Here is a 15,995-nt window from a genome sequence, read left to right as displayed (position 1 = left end):
ACATTCGCTTAGTGAAACCGCTGAGACGTGACTATAGTCAGCATGCTGTAACCGTGCAATTTCGGCCATTCCGTTTGGCGCGATATAAAGCCTTATCCGCATGCGCAAGCAAGGATGGAAAATCCCCTGCAGTATCCGGGTATACGGCTACGCCGAGCGATAGGGTGATCTGCCCGCCGGTCGGACAAATGGTATGAGCCAATTTTCTTCTCAGCCGCTCGGCTGCCGTTTTCGCTGTGTAAATATCGGTTTGCGAAAGCAGCATTACGAATTCCTCCCCGCCGAATCTGCAGCATATATTGTCCTCTCCGGCTTCCTTCTGCAAAAATTCAGCAAGAAATTTCAGCACCGCATCGCCCATTTGATGGCCGTAGGTATCATTAACTTTTTTAAAATGGTCGATATCCATAATAATTATTGAAAAAGGCATTTCCTTTTCCATACTCTCCTGAACCCAATTATTCATCGATCTTCGGTTCAACAATCCGGTGAGAGTATCTGTTTGTGCCTCGTTCTTGAGATCGTGTACACGTTTGCTCAGAAACCTTACCGCATACAGCATCGCTTGATGCAGTTCGCTGACCTCATAATACTTAATAGACAGATCAGGCACAGGTTGATCAACATCCCCGCGCGATAGACGCTCAGCATATTTCGCAAGATGGAGCAAGGGGGCGGATAACACCCGCGCAAGCCACCAGCCCAGCAGCAGCAGTATGAAAAAGAAAGGAATGATGTATACTAATGAATTCTTAATAAATTGTTTTACTAATGGATCAACAATTTCTGTCGGCGATTGCACAATGATTCCCCATCGGCTACTCGGGAGAGCGGCATACCCTGCCAGCATGTCCGCTCCTTTTGTGTTAGTGGTGCGCATGAAGCCGTTGTTACCCTCCATCACCGCCCGAACAACCGGATTGCTGGAAACCTGCTCGCCGATACGGCTGGAATCGGGATGATACAGCAAATTTCCGGCAGAATCAACAACATAAACGTAGGAACCGTCACTAAAGGAATGTTCCTCGAGGAGATTAGAAAGCACGTTTGACTCCTCCAAATAAATAGTGCCAGATATAAATCCTGAATAACGATTTTCCCGGCCTACTATAGGTGCAGATATGCTAATGACCAACCTACCCGTCAGGGCTTGAAACGGAGTGGAAATGAGTTCCTTTTGTTCCTCAAGCGCTTTTCGGGCTGCTTCCGACCTCAACTGCTGGCCGACGATTTCTCCCTGCTGCGTCGGAGCCGCAATCACAAGCCCGGAAGCATCCGCGACCAGTATTGAATTTATAATGCCGTCATTTCTCAAAAGAGCATTTTCAAGTGTCTTGTTTATAAAGTCAGGATCATCCAAATGATCGGCAAGCAGCTGGGACGTTAACGATATCCTCCACTGTAACGTATTCAAATGCATATCCGCTGCCTTCGCCAGCTTTGCAGCATAACTGTAATTATCCTTAAGCTTGCTGGATAACAAAATTTGTTTACTTACTTGATATCCCGTTCCAATCGTGACCGCTAACGTTATGATCATCGAAAGCAAGACAATGCCTATCACATAGGTACGTAGAGAAAAACTCCTTACCTTTTTCATATCGATCCTCTGCCCTCTTAATGAATTAACTAAACTGCTTCCGGTGAATCCCCTTCGATGACCTGGAGGCCGTATTGAAAGCTTCGATCGAGCTGCAGCTTTTTCCAAACAACTCTCCCTTCAAGGAGAGAGCCAGGCGTTAAGCTTGGCATTCGGAAGCGAAGAGTTTCATGAACCGCAAACTCAATATCACTTACGAAACGAATGCCATCAAAGCTAACCTCTTGAATGTAGACGGGTATTTGTTCATAGGAAGCGTCTTCCCCCTGAATTTCCTCAAATACCATCTCGATCGGATCGACGGAAACCCGTTCATGCATTCTTTTATCCATAGATGGGAACCTCCTATTTTAAATCGATAAATACGTCATGCCCTAAAATCTCGGACAGCTGCAGCAGAGAAAATATTTGCTGAACATCAGAGGAAACATTCGTGATTACCACGCAGCCGCTATTTTCACGAACATGAGTAATAAGTGTAATTAATAACCCGATGCCGGAGGAGTCAACAAACGGTACTCCCGAAAAATCAATTTCGATTTCCGGACGCCCGCTTAATAAAGGCATCACTTCGTCTTCCAGAATTTCCGTCGCTTCGATATCTAAATCTCCTGTGAAGGTCACAAGCGTTTTAGAGTCTTGACAAGTATGCTCGAATGAAAACAAACGCAAACACCCCTTTATATTATTGTAAAATCAGATTCTCTATTTCATCTAACCGGGCTCGCACCAGCTGAGTTTCCCGTGTGAATGTATGCGTTTTATTTCCGATTTGAATCACGGTTTCTTCAAGGGCGCAGTTAATCATGATGGTTTGATCTTTCGGCACTTGAATTTTGGTGGGAATACCGCCTTTTGTACCGGCTTCGCGAATTTTCACGCCTTTTTCGGCAAAAATCTCACCGCCGCGAACATATCCGTCAAGCTGAATCATGCCTTTGGCATAGAGCTTGGAATTATAAATCCCATTCCCAGCAATTTGAATATCTCCAGCGGAGTATAATTCGCAATTTTGTAAATAACTCGCTTTAATAAAACAGTTCACAGCTTCTTTCTCCGTTGCCGCGGATTTGTAAACCATTTCCACCTTTTTCAAGAAAACCTCCAAATCATACATTGATCTTAGCCCCGAAGCTTGCGGAGTAATAAAATTTTGATGCAGCAGCTCGGCAAGCGACAGCCATTCAGGGTCAAGCTCGCATTTTCCTGTTTTAATCTTATTGCACAACGAAATGATCAATGGAGGAACCGATTTGAATTTTCCATCGCATAAAATTTTAAGCAAAGGCCCTAAACCTGTTCGGTCGATGGTTCGTACTTTAAAGGCGGAAACACTCATGATTTGATGCATCGCCACCATCATTTGGCTTAATTGATTGTATACTCCCCCGAGAATCCCGGTTAGCTCTTGCTCCAGCATACTGCTCTTACCCGCACTGATTGTGCTCGATATAGCATTTTTATGTATAATGACGGAATTTCCCGCAATAATTTTCGACTTAAATACGCTGCCGTGGACAAGTATATTCCCTTGAGCCTCCACGAGCATGCCGTCCTGAACGGACCCGAGCACTTCCACATCACCGATATAACGCACGTTGCCGCTCTGAAGGCTGACATCCGTTCCGACAACTAGCTTGGGCACTACCGAAATTTTTGCAGTTGTCCCTATCATTTTAATATCAGGTTGTCCCGCCTCGATCGCAACAACCTTTGTTCCGTCCTCGACCAAAACAACGCCTCTTCCTTCTTGAACGGTCAGGGGAAGCGCCTCCGGAGGGGGAACAAATTCATTTGTAGTGGTTTGACCTGGGATACCTGGCATGGGCGGCTGAATCACACCCAAAACCTGTCCTCGCTCGACCGAAGGAAACTCTTGTATTTCCCTATAATCGACAGTACCATCCGGACGCTCCATGACACCTTTCTTGATGGTTACTTCCTTTATGGGAAGAAAACATCCGTTTTTCCCCGGTGTAGGAGGGTTCCCTTTGGCTATTATAAAAGTACCCGCCTCATCGCTCGTGCAAGCGCGGGCTATTTCGGTATAATCCACCCCGTGAACAATCCCTATCGCTCGGATTTCATTCATCATCGAGCCGGAATCTATCATTATAGGAATGATCTTTTCCTCAACCTCCAGCTGAATAAAATTGCTGGGAGCGGCATCCTTTAACCTCCGATAGATACGAACACCGGGAACGATCTTTAAAAGGGCCTCCATTTTATTATCGCTTAACAGCAGCTCCCATTTGGGTGCGCGCTCTTCATCGCTAAGCTCGACAGTCAAGATGTCGTTTTCACTAACGATCACTGTTTTTTCAACGGCTTCGTTATTCTTATACAGCTTCACACCTTGCGCCGGAGATACTAATGGATATTTATTGGGAGCGTCTTTGCAGAAGATATGCCCCTCCCGAACCCATACCTTACCATGCAGGTCCTCTTGAATAGCGGCGGCTTGTTTCAATTCGACAGCTTCTTCGGATTTGGAATCTTCCGTAAAATCTATGTTATTGATCTCCATCTCAAGCAGCTTCACAAGATTCAGGTGATGTTCGGGATGCTCCTCCGCATTGTTTAGCTGCTTCAGAGTGACTCGGACAACCGCAGGTTTTGATCCCAATCCGAGGATGATCCCTTTATACTCCGTTTCAATAATTTCGATATCTACGCCCGAGTTTTTCGTTCCTAGTACATTCAACGCTCTATCGACCGCTTCTTTTACATTTTTACCCTTTGAAACAATACTTCGGCTCAAGGTCATTGCCTCCCTTATTAAAGATGACCTCACGATATTTCCGTGATTCCCCGTCAAACTGCAAAGGTATACTCACAAAATGCCCAAAAGCGGCATTATGGTAATTTCATCGACAACCGCACCCTCAGGCTGGCACATCAGATAAACAATATGCTGGGCCAACACCTCCGGGGGGATCATTTTCGATGTATCGGGTTTATGTGCAATGGAATCCCAAAATGGAGTACGCACCGCTCCTGGTAATACAGCGGTTACCTTTATGCCTTTTCCCCGCAGCTCGGCCTGCAGTACCTTGGTTAGCCCTAATACCCCGAACTTCGATGCCGAGTAGCCGGCACAGCCCGGTAAAGCGGTTGTACCGGCAATGGAGATAACGTTGATGATGTGACCCGAGCCTCTCTTTTCCAAATGTCTTCCAAAATATTGACAGGAAGAGAAGGTCCCCCGCAAATTTGTTGCGATCATATTATCGAAAGCCTCCGTAGACAGGTGGAGCAATTCTTCAAAGCTCCCGGTTCCCGCGCAGTTAATAATCGCGTCAACTTTCTCAAAATGATTGATGCCTTGCTCAGCAAAGTTAGAAACGGATAAATCGTCTGTTACATCCAAAGCTACGGGCAGCGTTTCGGTCTTCAAACTGTTGGAGAATCGCTCCAAATCCTCAAAATTTCTTGAGCCAAGCAGTAGTTTTGCACCGTACTGCGACAACAGCTTTGCCGTTTCCCTTCCAATCCCCCGACTCGCACCGGTAATTGCAACAACCTTTCCTTCAAGCTTCGAAAAATCAATAATCAGCTTACCTCCGGACCGAAGTATTCGAAGTAATTTTTCTCCGTTTCCCATAATCCGATCTTGTGAAGCTGCGGTAGGTGAGGCTGCAGCATATTATAGATCACCATCGCCACAACCTCCGAGGTCGGATTTAAATTTACAAACTCCTCCGTATCCAAGTTCAAATGCTTATGATCGACCTTATCCAGCACCGCCTTTTCCACCACTCCATCTAAATCAGCTAGATTGATCATCATTCCGGTAACCGGATCAGGGATTCCTTTCACCGTCACATCCAAGTAGTAGTTATGTCCATGACCGTGAGGATTATTGCACTTCCCGAAAAGCTTTATATTTTCTTCCTCTGAAAGATAATCGCTATGCAACCGATGGGCTGAACAAAAATGGTATTTTCTAGTAAGCTGAACCATAGAACCGTCCTCCTTTTCCGAAGATAAATAATGGTTTTCATGCAAGCGAATTCGATGAAGGTTGTAGCCCTCAAACCGCTGCTCCAGCGAGCTCCAGATATAGTCGACCAAATTTTCCGTAGTCGGAATATGCTTTTGGAAATGCGGGTGCTCGCGGTCCAAAAATCTTCCATCCAGCTCTTGCTCCACAAACTCGTTCACAATATTTTTTATATGGGTAGTGTTAACGACAATACCCGATTTTTCATCCAATCGTCCTTTCAGCATCACCTCAAGCTTATAATCATGTCCATGTCCGTTCATATTGCTGCACGGGCCGAACACACGGCGGTTTTCCTCTTCGCTCCATTCCGGAACCCGATACACATGTGTTGCCGAAAATCCGATCTGTCTTGATAAGTAAAGCATGTTATGCCCCCCATCACCGAAATACGAATATGTATAATGCAATTATTGTTTATTTTCGTTCTATGATATATCCCTGACTCTTCTTATTTTCATAGGAGGGTATTCCTATAAAGCTTATTTAATCGACTCTCTTGCAACCGCCCTTTCAAATTCCTCGGAAAGAGCTGTGTTATCGGCAAACAGCCCTTTTTTCACCGTTGTTACCGTAGTGCTGCCAGGTCTCTTCACGCCCCGGGCACACATACAAAGATGGGTGCCTTCCACGGTTACGATGACACCTTTGGGGGCTAATACGCGATGTATGCTTGCGGCAATTTGCTGGGTCATGCGTTCTTGAACCTGGGGCCGCCTGGAGACAAGCTCCACTAATCTCGCAAACTTGCTTAAACCAACAATTCTGCCGTTAGGAATATATCCGATATGCGCTTTACCGTAGAACGGGATTAAATGATGCTCGCAAAAGGTATAAAATGTTATATCCTTTACGGTAATTAGGCCATCGTATTCCTCCGCAAATGTTGTCGTTAATGCGGTGTCGGGATTGATACCAACCCCTGAGAACACTTCTCTATACATCTTGGCTACACGTTTGGGAGTTTCCAGTAATCCCTCTCGGAAAGGATCCTCTCCGATTTCTTGGAGAATTTGGCGGACAGAATCGGCTAACAAATCATTTTCTACTGCGTGTCTCATAGTTATTCCTCCCGGTAAGTTAAAATAAAAAATCCGGCCCAAAAGGGACCGGATACGATTCTCCTTCGGCAACCCGGCTGCCATAGCTTTACTCTGTAGGCCCGTGGCTTTGCGTCCATACCTTTCGGATATGTTTGCCTTTATCAAAATGTCAAATGTCATTACTTTGAAATTTGTCATATTTCTAGATTTATATACAGATATTAAAATATATAATCGTAGTTATTTATATGTTTTTTCGTCATTATATTCTATATTTCGACATATTCATGAGTATTTTGTCGTATTTTAGGGGATTTATATAGAAGGCTCTCAGATCGTCTTCGGGTCTTTCTGCGATGCAGCTCCAATTCGTTTAATGCACGATCTAATTGTTGGCTTATATTGACTACCTCGGGGTGAGTTAATTGACCATAACGGTTATATACCTGCAGCAAACGAGCCTTCAACCAATTTACTTTTTCATCGGCATTCATGACGTTGCCTCCTGCGATTCCAATTTTTTAACGAGCCTATTCAATTGATATAACGCATCTACAACGTCCCCGTCATAATGAACGCCGCTCAGCCGCTGCAGTTCATCAAATATTTCATCCGCGCTTTTTGCTCTGCTATATACACGCGGATGAATCATGGCATCGTAGCTGTCCGCAACCCGAATAATTTTGACCCCCAAGGACAAATTCCCTTGCTTTAATCCGTAATACCCTGATCCGTCTAAATTTTCATGATGGTAAAGAATGATTTCCATATCCACGAAATCCTTCAAGCGTTCGGCCTTTAGGATGCCGGTCCCGTTCCTGCAGTGACCTTTCAACATATTCCATTCCTCTTTACTAAGAAGCCCCCGCTTGTCCAGCAAAGCTTTGTCGATTTGGAGCTTCCCGATGTCATGAAGCAAAGCGGAGCGAAGCAGCGTCTCTTGTTTTTCTCTCGAGATTCCATATAGATCGAACAGCTTTGCACACAGAGCCGAAACGCGAACCGAATGAAAATACGTCTCTCGGTGATGGGACCATAATTTTCTCATTAAAAATAAACACATATCCTCCTTATCGGCTTCAACCACATTTTCAATTCCCGGATAAGACCTCTTCATGTAGACCAAACTCATGACGGCAGCCTCCTCATATTTGCTAGCTTAATTATGGACTGAACGGAGGCCGGAGACTATCAGCATGTATTCCCAGTTTCAATAAACCCCATAAAAATAGGAGCGTTTTCCTGTCAACCCAAAATTGAGTTCTCCCGGCAATAGAATTAGCTATGATTTTATATCGTCCTAAAGATCTACTATTTTCATTAGGAATTAATTCCTATGGCATAGACGCATAAAAAAAGGTCTGACAATTCCGGCAAGGAATTAATCGGGCCTAAGTCTTGCATTTAAAAAGCTGCTTCACAGCTGTTTGCCAGAGGAAGAATAATCGTAACGGTCGTGCCTTGATTGAGCTTGCTTTGAATCTCAATGAGCCCTTGATGTTTTTTAATAATTTCCTTGCATATCATCAGTCCGTCTCTACCGCCGCAGCCTTGGTCTTTAATGAGGATCCGCACGTGATGTTTCCCATGCATTAAAGCTTGAATTCGAAGATCCCCCCCATATGGCACGGAGTCCATTGCGTTATTCAGCACGTTCACCAATACTTGTTTTATTTTATGGCGGTCACAATGAATGTACGGCAAATCCTTGTCTTTCTCATACAGAAGTTGAATATTTCTTAACATCGTTTGACTTTCCAGATACTCGGCTGCCTCTGAAATGATTTGATCTAAATTCGTTTGTTTGAATTCAAACACTTCAGGGTTGGCAAATGCAAGAAAATCGGCAATTATCGTTTCAAGCCGGTTAAATTCCTCATCGATTACACGGTAATACCGTTCCCTGATCATTCCCATTTTCATTAAGCCGTAGATTCCTTTTAACGTGGCAAGCGGGCCGCGTATTTCACGTGCCATCCCCTCGGCTAATCGCTCAACGATTGCAAATTTTTGGAGGTTCAGTCCCCTTTCACGCGCTCTTTTATTTCCGGAAACGACACTGGAAACCACAACAAAATGAACCGGAGCACCTGTAATTGCCATGATCGGATTTCCATTCGCCTCTACACTGATCCATGACCCGCTTCCGTGTTTGATGCGGAAGCCAAGCTGAACGGGCTTTCTTTCACGAAGCATAAACCGAAATGTTTCCACGACCTCTGAAACGTCCTCCGGATGAATGATCTCCAAGACGGATCTGCCCTCAAACTGCCGGATTGGTTGCTCCAGTAAAGCTACATGAGAAGGAGACACGTTAACGACCCTCCCATTTTCGTCCAGCACTCCAATTAAATCCGTCATTTCCCCGGCCCTTCTTCGAGCGGCTTCCGCACGTGTACGTTCAGAAGCTATGAGCTCCGGGACATCAGAATATGTTCCGTTAGCTTTAACCATATTCCCACCTCTTTGTACAGGATCTATTTCAATTAGTAAGTCCGAGCCTGTTGATTTTTCCTGCATGCCTCTATTATGAAACAAGATAAGCCGCTAAACTATCCGCTTCCCTTCTCAATCAAGCTCTTCAATAAAAAATAGTACTCTTCTCCTATTGTACTGGACAAAAAAAGCCGTTTTATCCCAGTTCTGGATAAAACGGCTTATAGTTTATTTAATCTTACGGTACAGCTTCTGATAACCGGCAATCTCTTCATAGCAGCCTGCCTGCTTCATGTTCGTTAACGTCTCGGATTCACCGAGCCCCAAAACCCCAAATGTTCCCAAGCTCCTGTAAAATAACTCATGCACTTGCTCTTGCAATGGTTTATTAAAATAAATTAAAACATTTCTGCAGAGGATGACGTTGAACTCGTTAAAAGACTGGTCGGTAACTAAATTATGCTGCGCAAAAATAACATTTTTGGTGAGACTTGAATGAAACTTTACTCCTTGAGCGGTTGCTTTGTAATAGTCGGAAAAAGCCCTTCTGCCGCCGCCTTTGATATAATTATTAGTATATTTCCTCATGGCGTCGAGCGGAAACAGCCCTGTTTTCGCCGCTTTCAGCACCTCCGAATTGATATCAGTGGCATAGATTTTGGTTTTGTCGTAGATGCCCTCTTCCTGAAGCAATATCGCCATAGAATATACTTCTTCACCGGTCGAGCAGCCTGCGTGCCAAATCCGAATCGTCGGGTAAGTGCGGAGCATTGGCACTACCTTTTCTCTAAAATCCAAGAAAAATGACGGGTTACGAAACATTTCGGTCACATTAATGGAGAAATCGCCCAACAGCCGCTTTAAGTAGTACGGGTCGTGAAGCACCTTTTCTTGCAGCCCCGAGATGCTGGTTAACCCCTCCGCATGAATTCTATGCCATATTCTTCTTTTTATGGAGTTATATGAATAACCTCTATAGTCGTATCCGCACCAAGCATATATTCCCTGCAGCAGCAATTCAATTTCTATTTTCTCCAGACTCTCTTGAGATCTGCTTTGAAATTCGCTCAACTCGTTCATGTCACCCACCCTCAGAAAAACCTTTGTTCTATACTTCCTCCGGGCATACCCAAACCTTAACTAAAGAAATTAGCTGCTCAGGAATAACGGGTTTAACGATATAATCGGATGCGCCCGATTCGATGCATTTTTCCCGATCCTCCTTCATTGCTTTTGCGGTCAGCGCGATAATGGGAAGCTCGGAATATTGCGGATTAGACCTAATGACTCTTGTGGCTTCATATCCGTCCATTTCCGGCATCATGATGTCCATTAACACCAAGTCAAAATCGGAGCGTTCCTCCAAAATTTTAACGGCTTCCAGTCCGTTTTCGGCAAGCGTAACCTGCATTCCATACATTTCAAGCACGTTCGAGATGGCAAATACATTGCGGACGTCGTCATCTACAAGCAAAACATTGCGGTCCTCCAGACCTCTAATGTCCGGCATCGGTCGATCCTCATTTGGATCGTCATATGCTTCCAATTCACCCCCTGGTGTCAAAATTAGCTTAAGCTCCTCCATTAAACGCTGAGGGGAATGAGAATCTTTGATAATGATGGTATGAGCGTATCTTTTGAGCATGATCTCCTCTTTTGAAGTCAATTCTCTGCCGGTGTATATAAATACAGCCATATTATCAAAAGAAGGCTGCGATTTAATTTGATCTAAAAATTCAAAGCCGGTAACGCCGGGCAATCCCAGATCAAGGACCATACAATCAAATTGGCCGACCTTCAGCTCTTCCTTTGCTTCCGCGGCGGAAGAAACTGCCGTAATAATGACATTCCGGTCGCCGATAAGCTCCATCAAGCTGTTACGCTGAACTAAATCGTCATCTACAATTAACAGTCTTTTAATGCTGCTGACGGAGCTCTCCTGCGCCTGCGGGGGAGACTTCCGGTCAATCACGGATGTATTTTTGTGTTCGAGCTCCGGTTTATTGTCCAGTTGCTCTACGGTGACCGCAGCTTCGTTTAATTGAAGTAAAGACTCGGTATTAGGCTCGATGCCCAAATACCCTCCAATAATTAAGGAGAAGCTGCTGCCTCGTCCCTCTTGGCTTACAACAACGATTTCCCCGCCTAACAGATACGCAATTTCTCTGCAAATCGTTAACCCGAGCCCTGTTCCCCCGTATTTGCGGCTCGTCGTGCCGTCGGCTTGGTGGAACGCCTCAAATATCAGATCCTGCTTATCGATTGGAATTCCTATTCCCGTATCCGTCACGGTGAAGATCAGCTTCGGCTGCTCAGAATCACTCTCGGAGTTAAGCCATTCAATTTTCAAAGTAACTTCGCCCTGGTGGGTAAATTTAAAAGCGTTCGACAATAGATTTTTTAATATTTGCTGAATCCGCTGTTCATCGCTGTAAATAACATCCGGTAAGCCATCGTTCAAAATAATGTTAAATCCGATGTTCTTTTCTTGCGCAACCGCACGAAAATTATTATCCACATAATCCGCCAGCTTCTTAATTTGTACTTTGCCTGGATTGACGCCTATTTTGCCTGATTCAATCTTGCTCAAATCCAAGATTTCATTAATAAGAGTCAGCAGGTCGCAGCCCGATGAATAAATGGTTTCCGCGAACTGGATCTGCTTCGGGGAAAGGTTCTCGTTCTGATTATCAGCCAGCAACTTGGATAAAATTAAAAGACTGTTTAATGGCGTCCGCAGCTCATGGGACATATTAGCCAGAAACTCTGACTTGTACCTGGAGCTTAATGTAAGCTGTTTTGCCTTTTCCTCCAGGTCGGCGCGGGCTCGTTCAATTTCCATGTTTGTCGTTTCCAGCGCCAGGTTTTGAATCTCCAGCATGCTTGCTTTCTCTCTTAGCTCTGCATTGGTTTGCTCCAATTCCTCCTGCTGAACCTGAAGTTTCTCCTCCGACTGCCTGAGCGCTTGGGTCTGCTCCTCCAATTCCTCATTTGCAGCCTTAAGCTCCTCCTGCTGAGTTTGCAATTCCTCGGACTGAACCTGAAGCTCCTCCGTTAATAATTGCGATTCCTCCAATAGCTCTGCTAAGCGGATTCTGCGCATAAAGTTATCCAATATGATGCCTAAATTGCCGATTAGCTCATCCAAAAAGGCTTGCTCCACCGGGATAAACGAATGCAAAGAAGCAATTTCGACGACTGCGATGACCTTTCCTTCAAAGCTGACCGGCAGCACGTAAATATTTTGTGGCGGAGCTTCGCCAAGACCGGAGCTTATTCGAATATAATCCGCTGGAATATTAGTCAGCAGTATGGGGGTGTTCTCATAAGCAGCTTGTCCGACAAGTCCTTCCCCAAAACGGATGCGGCCGGCAATATGATTCCTCTCCTTGTAAGCGTAAGAAGAGAGCAATTTTAATACAGGCTCGGTACTTTGTTTGTCCGTATCGATGATATAGAAGATCGCTTGACTCGCTCTGACTAAAGGCGTTACTTTGGTAAGCAAGGTTTGGGAGAATAACTGCAGCTCCTGGATGCCGCTGAGGCCGGTAGCGATGTCGGCGACATTGGATTTAATCCAAGCGTGCTCCTCATTTTCTTTGTTCAGCTTTTTCTCCCTCTCCGCTTGCTCCTCCAAGGACTGTGTCATCGTATTAAAGGATCGGGCCACATCATCTATCTCGTCGTTTGACGTTACTTCCAGCTTCGTGTTTAATTCTACACTTCCGTTTGCCACATTGATCATCACATTGGATACTTTTTTCAACCGGGTTGCAAGACTCAATATACTTTTGGCAGTGATTCCAATCCCAATGGCTACAACGAGCAAGGAAAGAATAGTTCCCCATAGAAGTTGCCGCTCGAAATCATTGGAAATACTGTTTAAAGACTGTATTAAGACATTATCGGAGTCATCGAATAATGCATCTACGGATTTGATATAATCCTCTTGAAGTCTTTGTGAATTGCCATTTATTAAGCTGATCGCTGCATCTCGTTGCCCCTGTGAAAATAATTGAACCACTTTATCACGATAAATTTTATAGGCTTGATTCGTAGCCTTCAAATCCTCGATGATGTTCTTTTGCTCGGCCGAGCCTGTGCTCGAATCCAACAAAGAGAGACTTTTATCGACGGAAAGACCTTTCGCTTGCAAAGAAAGCAGCTCCTGTTCGATCGCCACCTTATCATTTAGCAGGAAAAGATTTCGAATCCCAATGACCTCATCTTTAACGCCTCTTTGAATTTCCGAAGCTAATATCACCTTTTGATGATTTTGCTGCAATAGACTGCTTGTTTCGCGAAGACTTGATATTTGGTACCAGCTTATAGAAATAAGAAGGATGATAAGGAAAGGTTTCGTACTGAATCCCACTAACAGTTTGGTTCTGATTCTCATAATGGTCCCCTTATAGAGCTTTATTTTGCTGAATACAGCTCTGGTATACTTTGGCCATAGCCTGAAGACGATCATTGACATTCAATTTTTGAAAAATGCGCGTAATATGATTTTTCACCGTATGCTCACTTATAAATAACTGCTCAGAGATCTCTTTATTATTTAAACCATCAATGATTAATTTAAATACATCATGCTCGCGGGATGAAATAGAGAAGAGCTCTTTCATTCGATAAAGCTGAAAATCAAGAATATCCTGCTGATCCACTTCCTTCTCGATCTTGCTCTTATAGGTAAACTGCTCGGGTAAACCCCTATTAAGCAGCGAATCGAGCTCTGCAGGCGGTACCGGAGGACTGAATAAAAATCCCTGCATGCCCTGCACACCGAGTTTTTTCAATAGGTTCAGCTGCTCCTCCGACTCAATTCCTTCGGCCACAACCGACATTTTCAAGCTATGAGCCAATGAGACGATCGAGGTAATAAATGCCGTGCCCTGACTCGGGTTGACGGATAAATCGTCAATGAAGATTTTATCGATCTTGACGATATCGGCCGGAATATTTTTAAGCGTGCTTAAGGAAGTGCCTCCGGAACCAAAATCATCGAGACTGATCGTAATTCCCATACCTTTAATTTCATGCAGCATCTTCGTGATGATATTTTCATTTTGAAGGATGGCGGATTCCGTAATTTCGATCTCCAGCACTTCCGGCTCTACACCGGTTTCAGTTAAGATTTGGTTGATGATACGAATAAGATCCTTCTGTAAAAATTGCAGCGGCGAAAAATTAACCGCGATTCGAGTTAAAGGAAGCCCTTCATTCTGCCACAGCTTATTTTGCTCGCAGGCCTTCCGCAAAACCCATTCGCCTATACCAGCGATTTGCCCGGTTTCCTCGGCCAATGGAATAAACTCAGAGGGCAGGAGCTGTCCCCAGCTCGGGTGATTCCAGCGAATCAACGCTTCGGTGCCTATGACCTTTCCCGTCGCAGCATCAATTCGAGGCTGATAATGAAGAATCAATTCCTCGCGTTCGGCCGCCTTCCTCAAATCATTTTGCAGGATGAAAGTTCGATAGGATTGGAGGTTCATACCGGAATGGTAAATTTGATACTTATTTTTGCCCTGCTCTTTCGCACGGTATAAAGCGGCATCCGCATTTTTCATGAGCGAAAGAGCATCCTCTCCGTCATAAGGAAACACGCTGATCCCTATACTCGCCGTAACGAATAATTCATAATTTTCTATATATACCGGTTTTTTAAATTGCTCCAGCATCTCTTCGGCCATCTCGAGCGCGGCCTCCCGGTTTGTTTCCGGCAGCAGGATGTTAAATTCGTCTCCGCCAATCCTGGAGACGAAATCCCCCTCGCCGCGTGTGCAGACAAGCAGCTTATTCGCAACCTCTTGCAGCAGCTTATCGCCAATGGCATGGCCAAGCGAGTCATTGATATATTTAAAACGATCCAGATCCAAATACATCATCACCAGCAGCTGATTCTTTTGCTTGGCTTGTTTTAACATCGAGCTCAAATGATCGTTAAACAATCGCCTGTTCGGCAAATTTGTCAATCCGTCATGGTAGGCCATATGTGTGATCATTTGCTCGAATTGTCTTTTTTTCGTTACATCCCGGATCGTACAGGCGATAATGCTTTTATTTTCCATGAGCGTTTTGCCGATTTGAAATTCCACGGGGAACGTACTCCCGTCTTTGCGGACAGCGGAAATTTCTTTAATACCTTCTTCATCCTTCAAAATCTCTTCCATGCCGGCTAAACTGTTTAAGCGGCTCCTGATGAAGCTTTGCGATTTAGCTGAAGAAAATACGAGTTCAATGTTTTTTTCCAAGATTTCGATCTCCTCGTATCCGAACATTTTTTTCACAGCAGGGTTTATCTTCAGTATCCGGCCGTCCTGATCGAGAACGAACATCGAATCAATGGAGGTTTCGCTTATTACATTAGCCAATGCCTGCGATTTACTTAATTCCGAAGTCATCGCCGTCAGCTCTTTATAAGCCTTCTCTAATTCCTTGGTCTTTTGGAGAAGCTTTTCCGTTTGCTCAGTCAGCTTGCGGTTCGTTTTATAGATCTCGACAAACCCTTGGACCTTTGCCTTCAACGTATTCGGATCAAACGGTTTAAGAATATACTCGATGGCGCCAACAAAATACCCCGTATATACATGCTGTTCATCCATGTTATTAGCCGTGACGAAAATGATCGGTATATTTTTGGATTTGACACGGGATTTAATAATTTTAGCCGTCTCAAAACCATCCAATCCCGGCATTTGAACGTCCAATAAAATAACAGCGAATTCATATTTGAACAAATATTTTAAGGCTTCTTCCCCCGAATATGCCTTGACCAAATTGTAGTCATCTCTCTCGATAACCGCTTCCAGCGCCAATAAATTTTCCGCCTGATCATCCACCAGTAAGATATTGACCTTGTCCTCGTTCATCATAAATACCCCCCAATCATGAAAAAAGAAAACAGCCCTCC

The 15,995-nt window shown here is 44.5% G+C and carries 13 protein-coding genes and 1 riboswitch; all 13 genes read right to left on the bottom strand.

Going from position 1 to position 15,995, the window contains the following annotated elements; all coding sequences use genetic code 11:
* Positions 1-37: 37 nt before the first annotated feature.
* The 13 genes from FPZ49_RS20890 to FPZ49_RS20830 all read right to left on the bottom strand — a co-directional run bounded on the left by FPZ49_RS20890 (position 38) and on the right by FPZ49_RS20830 (position 15,957).
* Entirely contained in the window at positions 38-1,600 is a 1,563-nt protein-coding gene (locus FPZ49_RS20890; protein WP_144850558.1) for a sensor domain-containing diguanylate cyclase, read from the bottom strand.
* A gap of 29 nt (positions 1,601-1,629) precedes the next feature.
* Entirely contained in the window at positions 1,630-1,932 is a 303-nt protein-coding gene (locus FPZ49_RS20885) for a PilZ domain-containing protein (protein WP_144850556.1), read from the bottom strand.
* A 13-nt stretch (positions 1,933-1,945) separates the two neighbouring features.
* On the bottom strand, positions 1,946-2,266 hold the full coding sequence (locus tag FPZ49_RS20880) for an STAS domain-containing protein (protein WP_144850554.1): 321 nt from the start codon (positions 2,264-2,266) through the stop codon (positions 1,946-1,948).
* Positions 2,267-2,285: 19 nt separating this feature from the next.
* Positions 2,286-4,361, bottom strand: a complete 2,076-nt coding sequence (locus FPZ49_RS20875) for a FapA family protein (RefSeq protein ID WP_186445966.1) — start codon at positions 4,359-4,361, stop codon at positions 2,286-2,288.
* Between the two features lie 72 nt (positions 4,362-4,433).
* Entirely contained in the window at positions 4,434-5,204 is a 771-nt protein-coding gene (locus tag FPZ49_RS20870; RefSeq protein WP_144850549.1) for an SDR family oxidoreductase, read from the bottom strand.
* Positions 5,153-5,971, bottom strand: coding sequence for a 6-carboxytetrahydropterin synthase (locus tag FPZ49_RS20865; protein ID WP_144850547.1), 819 nt, complete (start codon positions 5,969-5,971; stop codon positions 5,153-5,155). Before FPZ49_RS20865 ends, FPZ49_RS20870 begins: the two co-directional genes overlap by 52 nt.
* A 114-nt stretch (positions 5,972-6,085) precedes the next feature.
* Positions 6,086-6,664, bottom strand: a complete 579-nt coding sequence (gene folE, locus FPZ49_RS20860) for a GTP cyclohydrolase I FolE (protein WP_144850545.1) — start codon at positions 6,662-6,664, stop codon at positions 6,086-6,088.
* 64 nt (positions 6,665-6,728) lie between these two features.
* A riboswitch (cyclic di-GMP riboswitch) is annotated at positions 6,729-6,813 on the bottom strand.
* A gap of 102 nt (positions 6,814-6,915) precedes the next feature.
* Positions 6,916-7,140 carry an aspartyl-phosphate phosphatase Spo0E family protein gene (locus tag FPZ49_RS20855; protein ID WP_144850543.1) on the bottom strand — a complete coding sequence of 75 codons (225 nt, stop codon included), beginning with the start codon at positions 7,138-7,140 and terminating at the stop codon, positions 6,916-6,918.
* Positions 7,137-7,778 (bottom strand): HD-GYP domain-containing protein, encoded by a 642-nt coding sequence (locus tag FPZ49_RS20850; RefSeq protein WP_144850541.1) that lies wholly within the window; start codon positions 7,776-7,778, stop codon positions 7,137-7,139. Before FPZ49_RS20850 ends, FPZ49_RS20855 begins: the two co-directional genes overlap by 4 nt.
* A 272-nt stretch (positions 7,779-8,050) precedes the next feature.
* Positions 8,051-9,166: an ATP-binding protein gene (locus FPZ49_RS20845; protein WP_144850539.1), complete on the bottom strand. Its 1,116-nt coding sequence runs from the start codon at positions 9,164-9,166 to the stop codon at positions 8,051-8,053.
* A 144-nt stretch (positions 9,167-9,310) separates the two neighbouring features.
* Positions 9,311-10,162: a CheR family methyltransferase gene (locus tag FPZ49_RS20840; protein WP_144850537.1), complete on the bottom strand. Its 852-nt coding sequence runs from the start codon at positions 10,160-10,162 to the stop codon at positions 9,311-9,313.
* A 28-nt stretch (positions 10,163-10,190) separates the two neighbouring features.
* Positions 10,191-13,481, bottom strand: a complete 3,291-nt coding sequence (locus tag FPZ49_RS20835; protein WP_186445965.1) for a response regulator — start codon at positions 13,479-13,481, stop codon at positions 10,191-10,193.
* 10 nt (positions 13,482-13,491) lie between these two features.
* Complete coding sequence (locus FPZ49_RS20830; protein WP_186445964.1) at positions 13,492-15,957, bottom strand: EAL domain-containing protein; 2,466 nt, start codon at positions 15,955-15,957, stop codon at positions 13,492-13,494.
* Positions 15,958-15,995: the final 38 nt, after the last annotated feature.

Origin of the sequence: Paenibacillus cremeus (assembly GCF_007786445.1) — a bacterium.
Classification (GTDB): Bacteria; Bacillota; Bacilli; order Paenibacillales; family NBRC-103111; genus Paenibacillus_G; species Paenibacillus_G cremeus.
This window is presented reverse-complemented; position numbering and strand designations above follow the sequence as displayed.

Bases quoted from the DNA above. Each gene is read 5' to 3' on its own strand.
- FPZ49_RS20890 (WP_144850558.1), bottom strand. From the start codon at position 1,600: ATGAAAAAGGTAAGGAGTTTTTCTCTACGTACCTATGTGATAGGCATT.
- FPZ49_RS20885 (WP_144850556.1), bottom strand. From the start codon at position 1,932: ATGGATAAAAGAATGCATGAACGGGTTTCCGTCGATCCGATCGAGATG.
- FPZ49_RS20870 (WP_144850549.1), bottom strand. From the start codon at position 5,204: ATGGGAAACGGAGAAAAATTACTTCGAATACTTCGGTCCGGAGGTAAG.
- FPZ49_RS20865 (WP_144850547.1), bottom strand. From the start codon at position 5,971: ATGCTTTACTTATCAAGACAGATCGGATTTTCGGCAACACATGTGTAT.
- folE (WP_144850545.1), bottom strand. From the start codon at position 6,664: ATGAGACACGCAGTAGAAAATGATTTGTTAGCCGATTCTGTCCGCCAA.
- FPZ49_RS20855 (WP_144850543.1), bottom strand. From the start codon at position 7,140: ATGAATGCCGATGAAAAAGTAAATTGGTTGAAGGCTCGTTTGCTGCAG.
- FPZ49_RS20850 (WP_144850541.1), bottom strand. From the start codon at position 7,778: ATGAGTTTGGTCTACATGAAGAGGTCTTATCCGGGAATTGAAAATGTG.
- FPZ49_RS20845 (WP_144850539.1), bottom strand. From the start codon at position 9,166: ATGCAGGAAAAATCAACAGGCTCGGACTTACTAATTGAAATAGATCCT.
- FPZ49_RS20840 (WP_144850537.1), bottom strand. From the start codon at position 10,162: ATGAACGAGTTGAGCGAATTTCAAAGCAGATCTCAAGAGAGTCTGGAG.
- FPZ49_RS20835 (WP_186445965.1), bottom strand. From the start codon at position 13,481: ATGAGAATCAGAACCAAACTGTTAGTGGGATTCAGTACGAAACCTTTC.
- FPZ49_RS20830 (WP_186445964.1), bottom strand. From the start codon at position 15,957: ATGATGAACGAGGACAAGGTCAATATCTTACTGGTGGATGATCAGGCG.